This window comes from Butyrivibrio hungatei (genome assembly GCF_900101605.1).
GTDB lineage: Bacteria > Bacillota > Clostridia > Lachnospirales > Lachnospiraceae > Butyrivibrio > Butyrivibrio hungatei_B.
On the sequence record NZ_FMUR01000010.1, the window covers coordinates 59,620 to 75,503 of the forward strand.

A 15,884-nucleotide genomic window follows, 5' to 3' on the forward strand; every position below is an offset into this window, starting at 1 on the left:
TTTAAACGGCGTTTCCTAAATTGTAAAGATTATTTCTTTTTATCCGGAACTGCATCTTTTCCGGTAAGATCCGCACCGGTTCGATAAAGCTTTCTGAACTCGGTGGGAGAGCAGTTATTCATGTCTTTGAACACCCTGTTAAAGGTTGAAAGACTAAAGAAGCCGGACTGGAGCGCGATATCCATGATAGACATATTGGTATCGCCAAGCAGCTCCTGAGCCATGAGGATTCTTCGCTTCGTGATGTACTGATAGCAGGAGATTCCCATATAGTTTTTGAAGAGTCTTTCAAAATGAAATTTTGAAAAACCTGCAAGTTCGGCGAGCTGTTCAACCGTAAGATCGTCGGATCTGTGTGAATCGATATAATTTGTGACAGAAACTATCTTGTCTATGTTTTTTCGCTGAGGATCTGCGGAATCAGGCACCTGTCTTTTTTCATTGGGATGCATGCTTCCGATCTGCGCGAGGATAAGCGTGACAAGAGAGTATACGGATATTTTCAGAAATTCGTCGCTTTCACCGTAGAGCCTGTCTATTTCCCAGAAATAGTTCTGGAGTTTGGCAGTCTCAATCGGATGTTCCGTCTGTTTTATGTGGACAAAAGGCGGAAGAGTCTTTAGAAGAGGTACAAGCGAGGAAATCTGTGAATAACCACCGATATCGAAGAGAAGAATAAGCTTTTCTCCGCCTGTAGATTCGGAAATATACTCGTGAAGCGTTCCGGGAGCAATCATTATCAGGTCACCGGGCGCACAGTCTACAATAGTTGATTTGTCATTATGAAATTTTATTCGTAGTGTTCCCGACAGGAGCAAAATAATCTCCACGTCGTTGTGCCAATGTATAGGATATTTGGCAAGCGTGTTGTGATACAGAAGGACACCTTTAAGAGTGTCATAGATGATATCTTCTCTTGCCTTTTCATTTATGTCTTGTATCATATGGATAACTCCTAAAAAACGGTATAACAAATACTACGAGATTAATTTTAGCATTTTACCATAAAAAATAGAAGAAAGATTTTTAAATGAAAGGTAACATTTTTATGAAGGCACAAAAATGGTCACAGATGTGGCTTGGATATCACCGCGTATCCAAAGACAACAAGAATTGGAAAGTTATCTGCAACGATTTTTCTAAGGAAGATCGCGTTGTTAATAGCGCGATAGCGGAATTTGCGAAAGGTATCAAAGGATATTTCGGCGCCGGCATCACAGAGGATGACGGTGATGTCTATGTTCTTGAGATTATAAAAGATACAAGTATTGCAAATGAAGGCTATTCCATAAAGGGTGAAAAGAGTGGAGTCACACTAAGAGCATCTGATGAGAACGGCGTTATCTACGGCGTTTTTGCAATCCTTAGAAAGCTCGGAGCAAGAATCCGACTTGAAGACATCTGTGAAAAAGCAGCTCCTTCCAATCCGCTTAGAATGATGAACCACTGGGATAACATGGATGGAAGTATTGAGAGAGGATACTCGGGAGAATCATTCTTTTTTGAGAATGACGACATGTATGTAGATGAGAGAACCGTTGATTATGCGCGCTTCATGGCAAGTGTCGGAATAAACGGAATTGTGATCAATAACGTTAATGTCAAGGGCGCGGCTACTTATCTTATAACAGACAGATTTTTTGATAAGGTAAAAGAGCTTCAGGATATCTTTGCAGATTACGGAATTAAGCTCTATCTGTCAATTAACTTTGCGGCTCCCATCGAGCTTGGCGGCCTTGAAGTATGCGATCCGCTTGATGAAGGTGTTATCGCATGGTGGCAGGCTAAGTCAAAAGAAGTGTTTGAGAAGCTCCCCGGATTTGGTGGATATCTTGTAAAGGCAGATTCAGAGGGAAGGCCCGGACCGTTCACATATGGAAGAACACAGGCAGACGGTGCGAATATGCTCGCTGATGCGGTTGCTCCTTACGGCGGAATAATAATCTGGAGATGCTTTGTTTATAACTGTACTCAGGACTGGAGAGATTACAAGACTGACAGAGCAAGAGCGGGATATGACTACTTTAAGGATTTTGATGGAGAGTATCATGACAATGTAATTCTTCAGATCAAGAACGGACCTATGGATTTCCAGATAAGAGAGCCTATTTCGCCTCTTCTTGGTGGACTTACCAAGACAAACCAGCTTCTTGAAGTTCAGATTGCACAGGAATATACGGGACATCAGATCGATCTTTGCTATTTGATCCCTATGTTTAAGGAGGTTCTTGATTTCCGCACATATTGCAGTGAAGAGAATGATACGGTCGCCGATATCGTAAGCGGAAGAACAATGGGCAATAAGCTTGCGGGAATGGCAGCAGTAATAAATACGGGAAATGACTTTAACTGGACAGGAAACGATCTTGCTGCGGCAAACCTTTATGGATTCGGCCGTCTTGCATACAATACCGAACTTAGTTCTGAAGAGATCGCAAGAGAGTGGGTTGCTCTTACATTTGATATGGACAAGGCGTCTGAGGACAAACTTACAGATATGCTCTTAAAATCCAGAGAAATCTATGAAAAGTATACATCACCTCTTGGAATTGGCTGGATGGTAACTCCTCATGTGCACTACGGACCAAGTGTTGACGGATATGAATACTCAAGATGGGGCACATATCACAGAGCCGATCACAAGGGAATCGGCGTGGACAGATCGGATAAGGGAACAGGATATGCTCAGCAGTACTATGAGCCAAACGCATCAGCGTACAACGATCCCGAGAAATGCCCGGAAGAGCTGCTTCTTTTCTTCCATCACATTCCTTATACATGGAAGCTTAAGAGCGGACAGACACTTATCCAGTACATTTATGATTCTCATTTTGAGGGTGAAGCCGAAGCTGAGCAGCTTGCGGCAGACTGGAATTCATTAAAGGATGTTGTGGATTCTGAGGTGTTTGCAAGAGTTGCGGAGCGTTTTGAACTTCAGGTTGCCAACGCAAAAGAGTGGAGAGATCAGGTTAACTCTTACTTCTTTAGAAAAAGCGACATTGCGGATGAAAAAGGCAGAAAGATATATTGATATTATAAGGCATAACGCGATTTTACTATTTATGCATAAAAGTAGTCGCGTTATGCATTTTTTATGCATAAATATTCGCTTATTGCATTTGAAAAAACAGCAAGTTTTGCAATAAAAACAACAACTATGTCAATTGCAAAAATCCTAGAGAAATAGCGGGGTGTAGTAGTGTTTTTGTCGCAAATATCGAGATGAAAAAAGCATTATTTGATAGGAATTAGCACAATATGATAAGTAGAATTATTATACAAGTTGTGCAATTTTTTTATTAATTAGGGAGAGTTTTATGAACAAAATTAAAAGTGACGCGCCGGAGAGTCGTAATCCGGTCAGTATCTATTTTAAGCGTTATTGGCAGTTGTATCTGTTACTGGCGCTTCCTATGCTGTACTTGCTTATCTTCAAGTATATTCCTATGGTATATATTCAGATCGCATTTAAAAAGTACAGTATCGTTGAGAGTATCTGGAAGCAGAAACTTGCAGGAAATCATGGATTCCAGTATTTCATCCAGGCATTTTCCGATAGTGATTTCCGCAGAGCGCTTAGGAATACTTTGGTATTGAATCTTCTCGATCTTGCAATCGGATTCCCGATTCCGATCATCTTTGCACTTCTTCTTAATGAATTGTGCTTTAAGAGATTCAAGAAAGTAGTTCAGACTATTGCGTACATGCCTCACTTTCTTTCATGGGTTATTATCTATGGATTGGCGCTTCAGTTGTTCACGCCTTCAACAGGTCTTGTAAATATGGTCATCAATAATCTCGGAGGAGAGTCGGTTCCTTTCCTTAACGATCCGGGACATTGGATCTGGACATATATATTCCTGGGCGCATGGCAGAGCTTTGGTTGGAATTCAATCGTTTATCTCGCAGCCATTGCAGGTATCAACAACGAGCTTTACGAGGCTGCATCTGTAGACGGTGCCGGCAGACTCAGCAAGATCTGGCATATCACTTTGCCCGGAATCAGATCAACTATCGTTTTGCTTCTTATCATGCAGATCGGTAACATTCTTGGCGGAACATTTGACAGACCTTTCGCACTCAGAAATAACCTCGTTATTTCATGGGCAGAGGTTCTTCCTACATATATTTATTCACATGGTATCAAGGGATTGCAGTTCTCTCTTACCACTGCGGTTGGATTCTTCCAGTCTGTTGTGGGAGTAATTTTCCTGCTTCTGGCTAATACAATTTCCAGAAAGCTTGGAGAACGTGGTATTTGGTAAAAGAGAGGAGAAAGTAAATGCATAAGCCTAAGCATTATATAAGCGATTATGTCATCGCTGCAATTTGTGTAGTAATAAGTTTGATATGTATCATACCGATGATCAATCTGCTTGCAAGATCACTCAGTTCAACTGATGCTCTTATCAAGCATGAAGTATATCTTTTTCCTGTTGATATCAATATCGGTGCTTATCAGATGGTACTTACAGATCCAAAGTATATCAAAGCATTCATTTGGACTGTAATTCTTACAATTATTTGTACTGTAGTTTCACTGGTTATGACGGCAGCGTGCGCATATCCTTTGATCTACTCCGAGCTTAAGGGACGTAGCGTGATCAATATCTTTATCACGATCACAATGTTCTTTAACGCAGGAACTATCCCGAACTACCTCCTTATGCAGAGTTTGGGACTTTTGAACAAACCCCTGGTACTTATTCTTCCGGGATGTTTGTCAGTTTATAACATGATCATTATGAGAAGTTTCTTCTATGGAATACCTGAAAGCTTACGTGAGTCTGCACAGATTGACGGTGCATCATTCTTCAAGATACTTTCAAGTATTTATATTCCGCTTTCAAAGCCCGTTATAGCAACACTTGCTCTTTTCTATGCGGTAGGTCGTTGGAACGGATATTCGGATGCTCTTATGTATTTGAGCGGCCCCGGCGGAAGCAAATGGTATCCTTTGCAGCTTCTTTTGTACAACATTCTTAATAATGTAAACAGCGTTGAAGTTGCTACTCAGGAAGGATTCTCTTCACCAGGTCTTTCAGAAGCTCTGAAAGCGGCTATTGTTATGTTCTCAACGGTTCCAATACTGTGTGTGTACCCAAGACTTCAGAAGTACTTTATGTCCGGAGTCATGGTCGGCGCAGTAAAAGAATAAACTCATACACAATATAAGGAGGGTTAGTATGAAAAAGAGAGTGGTATCACTTATGCTTGCTGCTATGATGATGGTAGTGGCAGTAGGCTGCGGCAAGGGCGATAAAGCCGGTAGCGCAGCAAACGGAGGCGGTGCGGCAGCAGACGCTTCAGCACTTGGTGAAGACGGAAAGTTTGCAGAGACTCACCACATTACAGTTGAGGTTTATGACCGTGGAAATGACGGTGGATCCGATCCTGTAAATAACAAGTACACAGATTATATCAAGAAGGGAATGCTCGATAAGTACAACGTAGAAGTTGAGTTCGTAGCTGTTCCCCGTTGGACAGAGGTTGAGCAGATCAGTAACCTTCTTGCTGCAAATAATGCACCTGATGTATGCGTTACATATGATATTGCAACAATCGAGACTTACGGAAACATGGGTGGTATCGTTGATATGAAGGATGCACTTGAGACAAACAAGGATATCCTTCCTAACCTTTGGAAGCATCTTGGTGAAACAAATATTTACTGGGATCAGCATCCTGATACAAAGACAATCTGGGATATCGAGGCTGTAAGAGAGAACCAGAACGATGTTAACACATTCATCAGAGAAGACTGGCTCAAGAAACTTGGCCTTGAAGTTCCTACAACAAAAGAGGAATTCTACAATGTTCTCTGCGCATTCAGAGACAATGCTGACAAGCTCCTCGGAGCAGATGCTTCTAAGTTGATTCCTTATTCAATCAGCTTTGATGCAGGTTACAGAGCAAAAACTCTTAACTATTCATTTGCAGATCCTAACATGACAGATAAGGAATTCTACATCAACAGCTTTGATGACAGAGGATTCACAATTCCCGGAATCAAAGAAGGCGTTAAGCTTCTCAATAAGTGGTACAACGAAGGCCTTATCTGGAAGGATTTCGCTCTTTACGGAGCAGGAGACAAGACAGAGGATGACCTTATCAAGGCAGGTTATGTAGGAGCATTCACACATAACTGGGATTATCCTTTCAGAGACGGTGAGAACTCTATCGACGCAAACATCAAGAAGTTTGGCGGCGAAGATGCTAAGTTCATCGCTATCGATCCTTTCGAGGATAAGAACGGAACACATACAAAGTGGATCTCAGGTCCTGTTGACCGTAAGATCTTCTTCCCTTCAACAAACGATGATATCCTTGCATCACTTCTTTACCTTGATTGGATCAGCACACCTGAGAATATCGAGTATCTCCAGATCGGTGATGAAGGTGTTACACATGAAGTAGGCGAAGGTGGCGAGATCTCAATCATTGCAGCTACAGGAAATGACATTCAGAACTCAGGAATGAACATTGACTACACAATTACAACAAACGGACTTAAGCTTGTAGATCCTGCACTTACAGAGAAGTCACTTGCATACAGCTATGCAGGAATCGATCCTCAGCTTGTAGCAGATGCTGATAAGATCGCAAAGACAGACAACCGTGCAGCAAAGTCATATCACATCGGTGCTATCGATGCAGAGACAGGAATGGGCGATCCTCTTAACCAGAAGAGAGACCAGATCCTCGATCAGTCAATCGTTGCTCCCGTAGCAGATTTTGACAAGATTTTCGATCAGGGAATGCAGGAATATCTTGCAGCAGGCGGACAGGCTATCATTGATGAAAGAAAAGCTAAATGGGAGTCAATCCACGGCGACAAGGAAAACCTTGACTGATAATTAAAAAAATCAAATAGCAATAACTGATAAAATCAGAGACAGGATACGTATAACTGCGTAGCCTGTCTCTCTTTTACTTTTATGTAAATTGTTTTAAGCAAATTTCAAGATAAAAAAAGCACTATATGATAGGAATAGTGTATGGAAGATAAGTACAATGTTTATACATATTATCGGAAAAATATAAATGTGACTAATAATATATGAGGTGAGTGAATGGATAGAACAGAAGCAAGAAAAAGAGCCAAAGAGCTTGTAGCGAAAATGACCGTTGAAGAGAAAGCAGGCCAGCTTCGTTATGACGCTCCCGCAATCGAAAGACTTGGAGTTCCTGCTTACAACTGGTGGAATGAGGCGCTTCACGGCGTAGCACGTGCAGGCACGGCAACAATGTTCCCTCAGGCAATCGGACTTGCTGCGGCATTTGATGATGAACTCATGGGCTGCATCGGTGAGATAATCGCTATTGAAGGACGTGCCAAGTACAATGAACAGTCTAAGCGCGGTGACAGAGATATCTATAAGGGACTTACATTCTGGGCTCCCAATGTAAATATCTTCAGAGATCCCAGATGGGGACGCGGACACGAGACATACGGTGAAGATCCCTTCCTTACAAGTTCTCTTGCTGTTCCTTTCATCAAAGGAATGCAGGGCGACGGAGAGTACATGAAAGTTGCTGCATGTGCCAAGCACTTTGCGGTTCACTCAGGCCCTGAGGCAGAGAGACATTATTTCAATGCAAAAGCTTCCGCAAAAGATCTCGAAGAGACATATCTTCCCGCATTTGAAGCTTGCGTAAAAGAGGCAGATGTAGAAGCTGTAATGGGCGCATACAACAGAACAAACGATGAGCCTTGCTGTGCAAATAAGCCTCTTATGGTTGATATCTTAAGAGGTAAATGGGGATTCCAGGGACATTTCGTTTCCGATTGCTGGGCAGTCAGAGACTTCCATGAGAATCACAAGGTTACGGGAACCCCCGAAGAGTCGGTTAAACTTGCACTTGATCTTGGATGTGACCTTAACTGCGGATGTACATACCAGAAACTTATGAACGCTTACAGAGCGGGACTTATTGATGAGGAGACGATCACAACTTCTTGCGAGAGACTGTTCACAACAAGATTCCTTCTCGGAATGTTTGATAAGACTGAATATGATGAGATTCCTTACACTGTTGTTGAGTGCAAAGAACATCTTGAAGCAGCACACAAGGCAGCAAAGGAGAGTATTGTACTTCTTAAGAATGATGGAATTCTTCCTCTTGATAAGAGCAAGATCAAAACAATCGGTGTAGTTGGACCTAATGCTGATTCAAGATCTTCACTTATCGGAAATTATCACGGTGTATCATCAAGATACATCACTGTTCTTGAAGGAATTCAGGACAAAGTCGGAGATGACGTGAGAGTTCTTTACTCAGAGGGTAGCCACCTTTGGCAGGCAAATGCCAGCGCACTTTCAGATCCCAACGGATCGGACAGAATTGCTGAGGCTCAGGCAGTTGCTGATTATTCAGATGTAGTAGTTGTTGTAGTAGGTCTTGATGAGACACTTGAGGGCGAAGAGGGTGATACAGGTAACCAGTTCGCTTCGGGAGATAAGCTCAATCTTAATCTTCCCATGCCTCAGAGACAGCTTATCAGCTCAGTACTTGAGTGTGGTAAGCCCACTATTGTAATAAATATGTCAGGTAGTGCAATTAACCTTAAGAGAGCAGATGATGATGCCAACGCCGTTATTCAGGCATGGTATCCCGGAGCTCTCGGAGGAAAAGACGTTGCTGATATTCTCTTTGGTGATGTTTCTCCTTCAGGAAAACTTCCTGTTACATTCTATTATTCTTCAGAAGAGCTTCCCGATTTCAGGGACTACTCAATGAAGAACAGAACATACAGATATTTTGAGGGAACACCTCTTTATCCTTTCGGATATGGTCTTACATATGGCGACTGCGTTGTTACAGACATGAATGTAGACGTTAAGAAGGCCGCTAACGGTGAACTTGAAGGTGCTGAGGTTACGGTTACCGTTTCTAACAGCGGCAAAGCAGCAACAGACGATGTTGTACAGCTTTACATTAAGGATAAGGAATTTGAGCTTGCAATTCCCAATGCTTGTCTTTGCGGATACAAGAGAGTTCATGTAGAAGCAGGCAGCGAGCAGAAAGTAACAATTTCTGTTAATGCAAAGGCATTTACATCAGTTGATAACGACGGAAACAGAAAGATCTTCTCTAAGAAGTTTGATCTTTTTGCAGGAACAATGCAGCCTGACAGCCGTTCGGAAGAACTTACGGGACATAAGTGCATTTCGAAAGAGATCGCACTCTGATTCATAAATTGTTTATTATACTAATAGCCCGTAAAAGTGTATAATGAAATGGCAGTTCTTTATGGGAACCGACTCGTTAATAAAAAACGGCAAATTTTTATGAGCGGTTCACCTTGAAATAAAGAAAATGAAGGTATAGCGCTTAAGCGCAAAGAAAGGGGATTTCTATGATTAACATACCAGAGGTAAAAATCGGACTGGTTGCAGTCAGCCGTGACTGTTTCCCTGCATCTCTTGCAGTGAACAGAAGAAAAGCCGTAATGGAGGCTTACAAAAAGAACTTTAACGATAAGGACGTTTATGAGTGTCCTATCTGTATCATCGAGAGCGAAATCGATATGGTAAATGCTCTGGAGGATATCAAGAAGGCAGGATGTAACGCACTTTGCGTATATCTTGGAAACTTCGGACCTGAAATTTCAGAGACACTTCTTGCTAAGCACTTTGATGGACCTATCATGTTCTGTGCAGCAGCAGAGGAGTCACAGAATGATCTTATCGACGGAAGAGGAGATGCTTACTGCGGAATGCTTAACGCAAGCTACAACCTCCACCTTCGTAATGTAAAAGCATATATTCCTGAGTATCCTGTTGGAACAGCAGAAGGATGCGCTAAGATGATCAACGAGTTCGTGCCTATCGCAAGAGCAATCGCAGGACTTCGTGATCTCAAGATCATCAGCTTTGGTCCCAGACCTATGAACTTCCTTGCTTGTAACGCACCTATTCAGCAGATCTACAACCTTGGTGCAGAGATTGAAGAGAACTCAGAGCTTGACCTCTTCGAGAGCTTCAACAAGCACGCAGGCGACAAGAGAATTCCTGATGTTGTTAAGGATATGGAGAAGGATCTTGGCGCAGGTAACAAGAAGCCTGAAATCCTTGAGAAGCTTGCTCAGTATGAGCTTACACTTCTTGACTGGGTTGAGGAGCACAGAGGCTACAAGAAGTATGTAGCTATCGCCGGAAAGTGCTGGCCTGCATTCCAGACTCAGTTTGGTTTCGTTCCTTGCTACGTAAACTCAAGACTTACAGGACGCGGAATTCCTGTATCTTGTGAGGTAGATATCTACGGAGCAATCAGTGAGTTCATCGGAACTTGCGTAAGTAACGATTCAGTTACTCTTCTTGATATCAACAACTCAGTTCCTGAGGATATGTACAATGAGAGCATCAAGGGCAAGTTCGATTACAAGCACACAGATACTTTCATGGGATTCCATTGCGGAAATACATGCACAGGCAAGCTTTCAAGCTGCGAGATGAAGTTCCAGAGAATTATGGCTAGAAACCTTCCTGAAGAAGTTACACAGGGAACTCTTGAAGGTGACATCATGCCCGGAAATATCACATTCTTCAGACTTCAGAGCACATCAGACAACCACCTTCGCACATATGTTGCTGAGGGAGAAGTTCTTCCTGTTGCAACAAGATCATTCGGTGGAATCGGTGTATTCGCTATTCCTGAGATGGGCAGATTCTACAGACACGTACTTATCGAGGGCAACTTCCCTCACCACGGTGCTGTAGCATTCGGTCACTTCGGAAAGGCTCTCTATGAGGTATTTAAGTACATTGGAGCAGAGACAATCGGCTACAACCAGCCTGCATCTCTTCCTTATCCTACAGAGAATCCTTTCGCTTAATCTGCAGAGATTGAATAAGGCGCTCGCGTAAGCGGGTGTATAAATAGAAGCCTTAGCTCTTTAATCGGAGCTAAGGCTTCTTATTTTTGGTTATTTGCTATTCGTAAGCGCAAAATATTTCGACGGATATAAAACCATCTGTTAATCCTTCATAATGAATCTGAACTATAAACTACATTTTGGTGTCACTTAAGTAGTCTATGTATTAAGACTAATAGACAACACTTTGGTGTCACATCCCGGAGGTTTATTATGTCAGATTCAAGCAAAGAACAACGTAGAACACTTGATGAGTGGTACAAACTCATAACTCAATGCCGCCAGAGCGGTCTTAGTGATGAACAGTGGTGCTTATGTAACGGCATCAAAAAGTATTCTTTATACAGTGCCATCAAGCGACTTCGCCAAAAGGCTTATGCTGTACCAAAGCCGATGCGAAACTCGCATGATGAAATACATGACCTGACGCTCCCTAAGCAGGACGTCGTTCAGGTGGATATCATTGATGATATCCAGCCGCCAAAGGAATATATTCCTTCTGTGGCGCCGCACCTTGACAATTCACATACGATAGAGATAAATCTCGGAAGAGCAAATATCCGCATCAGCAACACAGTAGATCCGGTAGTTCTATCAGAAACCTTAAAGATCTTAGGAGGCCTGACATGATCGGGGATATCACAGTTGCAGATGACATATACATTGTCTGTGGCTATACCGATATGCGCAAATCCATAGATGGCCTGTGCGCCATTGTTGAAGATAAGCTACACATGGATCCTAGATCTCGGGCTATTTTTCTTTTCTGCGGCAGGCGTGCTGATCGTCTTAAAATCCTCATGTGGGAACAGGATGGCTTTGTATTGCTATACAAAAGGCTTTCTGTTGCTCAGGGAAGATATCGTTGGCCAAGAAATAAGGATGAAGTCAGAAGTCTTTCATGGCGTGAGCTTGACTGGCTTCTTTCAGGCATCGATATTGAGCAGCCTAAGGCTATCAGAGCCTCTTAACGATAGCAGCTCAGCTTTTGTGCACTTTTCTTAAAACTCTCTGAATCGGATTAATAATGAGGCTTTGTTTTGAGCACTTTGGCACATTTGCCGATATTAATCGTCCTGAATGTCTGATAAAATCTATATATCAGATATAAGGAGGCTATCGTGGCAAGAGATTCCAGGGAACAACAGCTTATTGAGCTGAAGGATACCGTAAAGGAACTGAATACTACCATAAAAAATCTTAACGCTCTCATAGAAGCTGCCAACAAACGTGAAGCAGAACATCTAGAAAAAGAAAAGGTTCTGCAAGAGCAGATCGAATACCTTACAAAGAAGCTCTTTGGAAAGTCCAGTGAGAAGCGAGATGATTTTGAAGGCCAGTTAAATCTCTTCAATGAAGCCGAAACTCTAATGGCTGAGCCTGATCCGGAGGAACAGGAATTCACTACCGTCGAGAAACATACCCGCAAGAAGAAAATCAAGATGACAGATAAGTTTGCAAACCTTCCGGTTCAGAAGGTTCTTCTTGATGTACCCGAAGATGAACGCATCTGTGATATCTGTGGTACGCCTCTTGAAAGAATCGGAGAAGAATTCGTTCGAAGAGAAATCGAGCTCATAAAGCCAAGCCTTAAGATTATCGAGTATTACAGCGTAAGTTATGGATGCCCCAAATGCAAAGAAGATGCCGAAGTACCACACATCGTAAAAGGACGTGATGATCAAAAGCATATGCTCCATGGTATGGCATCTGCAGGAACAGTTGCCTGGGTGATGTACCAAAAGTACGTCAATTGTCTTCCTTTATACAGACAGGAAAAAGATTTCAAGATGTACGGAGCTGAGATCTGCAGAGGAACTATAGCCAACTGGATAATCAATAATGCTGAAGACTTCTTCAGACCTATGCATGAATACTTCCAAAGGAAACTTGTTTCCGGAAAATATATCATGGCTGATGAGACACCTGTACAGGTGCTCAAAGAACCGGGGCGCAGGGCTGAAACAAAGTCATACATGTGGGTGTTCCGCTCAGGTGAGTATGATTCGGAGCAGATAGTTCTGTTCCACTACTCCCCAACACGAGCAGGACAGACTGCCAAAGAGTTCCTTGAGGGATTCCATGGTTATCTCATGACTGATGGATATGGTGGTTATAACAAGCTCAAGGACTGCACGAGAACATCGTGTTGGGCACATGTAAGACGTTACCTTATCGATGCCATTCCCAAAGGTAAGGAATACGATCACACGCAGCCTGCGGTTCAAGGACTTGCATACGTAGATAAGCTCTTCGATATGGAACGGAAGATTCATGAGAAGAAGAGCTTAAATTTTGATGCCATAAAGGAATATCGCCTTAAAAAAGAAAAGCCTGTTCTTGAAGGATTCTGGAAATGGCTTGACTGTCAGACCGCGATCAAGAACTCAAGACTATACAAAGCTCTTGTATACATACAGAATCGTAGACAGTTCCTTGAAACGTATCTCGAGGATGGCGGATGTAGCTTCAACAACAATACCAGCGAAAGAAGCTGTAAAGCATTTGTTACAGGCCGAAAGAACTGGCTGTTTTCCGACAGCACTAAAGGTGCTGACGCAAGTGCACTTACTTATTCCATGGTCGAGACAGCAAAAGTCTGTGGAGTAGATGTTTACTACTACCTCAAGTATCTGTTGATCAAATGTCCATCATCTCAGATGAGTGACGAGGAGCTTGAAAAGCTATCTCCATGGAATCCAGAATGCAAAGAAGCTCTTGATGAGCTGTTCAGGAAACATCAAGATGCTATCTTTGATGCAATGTAATCTTTATCATATGTGAATTGTCAAGGTGCTCCGGGTTCATAAGAACTCGGGGTATATTTTATGGGCAAAAGCCATTGTAACTGATAACAATGGGGGGTATTTTACAACCCACCGGATTATTGCGCGCTTACTGCTATTCGCGATTTTTTTACAACATCATCCTTTAAAGAGAACATTGTTTACGACGCTTTCAAGGTATTCCTGTCTTCCGGAAATAGGAAGCTTAGGAGCTTTCATGTTAAGAGCATAGTCTGAGAGTTCCTTGAGATCTACACTGTTATCACGGATCTTTTTACCGATTCCGGATTCAAAGCTCTGATAACGCTCCTTGATAAAGTCGTCAATGCGACCGTCTTCAATAAGCTCTGCAGCCTTGATAAGTCCAAGTGCAAATGTATCCATTCCGAGTATGAATGCATAGAACATGTCTTCAAATGTATAGCTGGGACGTCTGTTCTTTGAGTCAAAGTTAAATCCGCCTGTAAGACCGCCGGCTTTGAGCACTTCGTACATAGCCATTGTTGTGTCATATACATTGCAAGGGAATTCGTCTGTATCCCATCCAAGAAGCGGATCACCCTGGTTGGCATCAACGGAACCAAGCATACCGTTGATCGCACTGATCCTGAGCTCATGCTGGAATGTGTGCTGAGCAAGTGTTGCGTGGTTTGCTTCGATGTTCATCTTGAAATCTTTATCAAGACCGTACTGACGAAGGAATCCGATAGCTGTAGCTGCATCAAAGTCATACTGATGCTTCATGGGCTCCTTCGGCTTGGGCTCGATATAGAAATCACCCTTAAATCCGATGCTTCTACCGTAATCAACAGCCATGTGCATAAGTTTGGCGATGTTTTCCTGTTCGAATTTAACATCGGTATTAAGAAGTGTTTCGTATCCTTCACGTCCGCCCCAGAATACATAGCCTCGTCCGCCAAGCTTTACGGTTATATCGAGAGCTTTTTTGACCTGCGCTGCTGCGAAGCAGAACACATCGGCTGAGTTAGTGCTGCCTGCACCGCACATGAAGCGGGGATTACTAAACATATTGGCTGTTCCCCACAGACACTTGATGTCTGTACCTTTCATCTTCTCAAGGATATAATCTGAGATCTCATCAAGACGGCGATTTGTCTCGTTAATGTCATCTGCTTCGGGAACGAGATCGACATCATGGAAGCAGAAGTATTTGATTCCGAGCTTTTTCATAAACTCAAAACCTGCATCAACCTTGGCTTTTGCATGTTCCATTGTTCCTTCTTCAGAAGCGCCGAAGGATTTATCGGCAGTTCCCCTTCCGAACATATCAACGCCGTTTGCACCGAGATTGTGCCACCATGCCATTGCAAAAGGAAGGTGTTCTTCCATTGTCTTGCCCATAATTACCCTCTTGGGATCGTAGTATTTGAATGCAAATTTGTTTTTGCTGTCTTTTCCCTCGAATTTAATTTCGGGAATGTCCTTAAATATTTCGCTCATTTCGTAACCTCCTATAAAAACATTTTTATACTGTTAGCATACACTAACTAAACAGAATGGTCTAGTTCAGTTAATGCTATTTTATTATCAAAAAATGTTAGATATAGGTAACGGATTTACAATAGCTTCACCAATTCGCAATTTCCCATGAGATTGTCCCAGAAGTCAGAAACGGGAGTATTTTTGATATGTGAGATGATACTGCATCCCAGCGCACCGTGGCAGACTATGAGTACGGACTTGCCTTCTTTATGCAGCGGATAGGCAATCTCGTTTAGAAAAGAGAGTGTTCTCTCAGCAAGGTGATCAAGGCTTTCCGATCCTCCGACTGAAGTATAACTTTCGGGATCTGTAAATAGTTTACTTATGGGATTTTCCGGATTGTTAAAGTAACCTACAGATCCTTCAAATTCTCCAAAAGACATCTCTTTTAGCCTATCGTCTATCACGATCGGAGTGTCTTTTCCTTCCAAAAATATCTCTGCTGTCTTTTTTGCTCTGATAAGTGGGGAGCAATAACAGATGTCAAACTCTATTTCCTTGTATTTATCATGCGCTTTTTGAGCAACGAGGACTCCTTCTTCGTTAAGTGGAATGTCTACGCTTCCTTGCAATTTTTCGATTTTGTTCCATTCTGTCTTGCCGTGTCGCATTATGTAAAGCATTTATCTTACCTCTTGAAATAATTGATAAAACATATTATAGCATAATAAAAGACAATAAAAAGTTAACATTTAAAATTTGACATTTCAGCATAT

General features: G+C 42.3%; 12 protein-coding genes. 9 read left to right on the forward strand and 3 right to left on the reverse strand.

The window, feature by feature from the left end:
- Positions 1–29 precede the first annotated feature (29 nt).
- Positions 30–944, reverse strand: a complete 915-nt coding sequence (locus BLP87_RS08925; protein ID WP_074462389.1) for an AraC family transcriptional regulator — start codon at positions 942–944, stop codon at positions 30–32.
- 86 nt (positions 945–1,030) lie between these two features.
- Here BLP87_RS08925 and BLP87_RS08930 point away from each other — a divergent pair, with 86 nt between their 5' ends.
- The 9 genes from BLP87_RS08930 (at position 1,031) to tnpC (ending at position 13,647) form a co-directional block, all read left to right on the forward strand.
- Positions 1,031–3,031 (forward strand): alpha-glucuronidase, encoded by a 2,001-nt coding sequence (locus tag BLP87_RS08930; protein ID WP_242871841.1) that lies wholly within the window; start codon positions 1,031–1,033, stop codon positions 3,029–3,031.
- A 286-nt stretch (positions 3,032–3,317) separates the two neighbouring features.
- Positions 3,318–4,265, forward strand: a complete 948-nt coding sequence (locus tag BLP87_RS08935) for an ABC transporter permease (RefSeq protein WP_074462390.1) — start codon at positions 3,318–3,320, stop codon at positions 4,263–4,265.
- Between the two features lie 17 nt (positions 4,266–4,282).
- A complete protein-coding gene (locus tag BLP87_RS08940) occupies positions 4,283–5,158 on the forward strand; it encodes a carbohydrate ABC transporter permease (protein ID WP_074462391.1) in 876 nt (291 codons plus the stop codon).
- A 28-nt stretch (positions 5,159–5,186) separates the two neighbouring features.
- Positions 5,187–6,854, forward strand: a complete 1,668-nt coding sequence (locus tag BLP87_RS08945; protein ID WP_074462392.1) for a type 2 periplasmic-binding domain-containing protein — start codon at positions 5,187–5,189, stop codon at positions 6,852–6,854.
- 219 nt (positions 6,855–7,073) lie between these two features.
- On the forward strand, positions 7,074–9,194 hold the full coding sequence (locus tag BLP87_RS08950) for a glycoside hydrolase family 3 C-terminal domain-containing protein (protein WP_074462393.1): 2,121 nt from the start codon (positions 7,074–7,076) through the stop codon (positions 9,192–9,194).
- A 167-nt stretch (positions 9,195–9,361) separates the two neighbouring features.
- Positions 9,362–10,840 carry an L-fucose/L-arabinose isomerase family protein gene (locus BLP87_RS08955; RefSeq protein ID WP_074462394.1) on the forward strand — a complete coding sequence of 493 codons (1,479 nt, stop codon included), beginning with the start codon at positions 9,362–9,364 and terminating at the stop codon, positions 10,838–10,840.
- A gap of 252 nt (positions 10,841–11,092) precedes the next feature.
- Complete coding sequence (tnpA, locus tag BLP87_RS08960) at positions 11,093–11,509, forward strand: IS66 family insertion sequence element accessory protein TnpA (RefSeq protein ID WP_074462395.1); 417 nt, start codon at positions 11,093–11,095, stop codon at positions 11,507–11,509.
- Entirely contained in the window at positions 11,506–11,850 is a 345-nt protein-coding gene (gene tnpB, locus BLP87_RS08965; protein WP_022750595.1) for an IS66 family insertion sequence element accessory protein TnpB, read from the forward strand. Before tnpA ends, tnpB begins: the two co-directional genes overlap by 4 nt.
- A 150-nt stretch (positions 11,851–12,000) precedes the next feature.
- Positions 12,001–13,647 carry an IS66 family transposase gene (gene tnpC, locus BLP87_RS08970; protein ID WP_074462396.1) on the forward strand — a complete coding sequence of 549 codons (1,647 nt, stop codon included), beginning with the start codon at positions 12,001–12,003 and terminating at the stop codon, positions 13,645–13,647.
- Positions 13,648–13,803: 156 nt separating this feature from the next.
- Here tnpC and xylA read toward each other — a convergent pair whose 3' ends face one another.
- Together xylA and BLP87_RS08980 are read right to left on the reverse strand one after the other, a co-directional pair.
- Positions 13,804–15,126, reverse strand: coding sequence for a xylose isomerase (xylA, locus tag BLP87_RS08975; protein WP_074462397.1), 1,323 nt, complete (start codon positions 15,124–15,126; stop codon positions 13,804–13,806).
- A gap of 116 nt (positions 15,127–15,242) precedes the next feature.
- On the reverse strand, positions 15,243–15,791 hold the full coding sequence (locus BLP87_RS08980; protein WP_074462398.1) for a histidine phosphatase family protein: 549 nt from the start codon (positions 15,789–15,791) through the stop codon (positions 15,243–15,245).
- Positions 15,792–15,884 lie beyond the last annotated feature (93 nt).

Excerpts from the sequence above, each read along its gene's own strand:
- BLP87_RS08950 (WP_074462393.1), top strand. The coding sequence starts at position 7,074 with ATGGATAGAACAGAAGCAAGAAAAAGAGCCAAAGAGCTTGTAGCGAAA.
- BLP87_RS08980 (WP_074462398.1), bottom strand. The coding sequence starts at position 15,791 with ATGCTTTACATAATGCGACACGGCAAGACAGAATGGAACAAAATCGAA.
- BLP87_RS08955 (WP_074462394.1), top strand. The coding sequence starts at position 9,362 with ATGATTAACATACCAGAGGTAAAAATCGGACTGGTTGCAGTCAGCCGT.
- BLP87_RS08935 (WP_074462390.1), top strand. The coding sequence starts at position 3,318 with ATGAACAAAATTAAAAGTGACGCGCCGGAGAGTCGTAATCCGGTCAGT.
- xylA (WP_074462397.1), bottom strand. The coding sequence starts at position 15,126 with ATGAGCGAAATATTTAAGGACATTCCCGAAATTAAATTCGAGGGAAAA.
- BLP87_RS08925 (WP_074462389.1), bottom strand. The coding sequence starts at position 944 with ATGATACAAGACATAAATGAAAAGGCAAGAGAAGATATCATCTATGAC.
- tnpA (WP_074462395.1), top strand. The coding sequence starts at position 11,093 with ATGTCAGATTCAAGCAAAGAACAACGTAGAACACTTGATGAGTGGTAC.
- tnpB (WP_022750595.1), top strand. The coding sequence starts at position 11,506 with ATGATCGGGGATATCACAGTTGCAGATGACATATACATTGTCTGTGGC.
- BLP87_RS08930 (WP_242871841.1), top strand. The coding sequence starts at position 1,031 with ATGAAAGGTAACATTTTTATGAAGGCACAAAAATGGTCACAGATGTGG.
- BLP87_RS08940 (WP_074462391.1), top strand. The coding sequence starts at position 4,283 with ATGCATAAGCCTAAGCATTATATAAGCGATTATGTCATCGCTGCAATT.
- BLP87_RS08945 (WP_074462392.1), top strand. The coding sequence starts at position 5,187 with ATGAAAAAGAGAGTGGTATCACTTATGCTTGCTGCTATGATGATGGTA.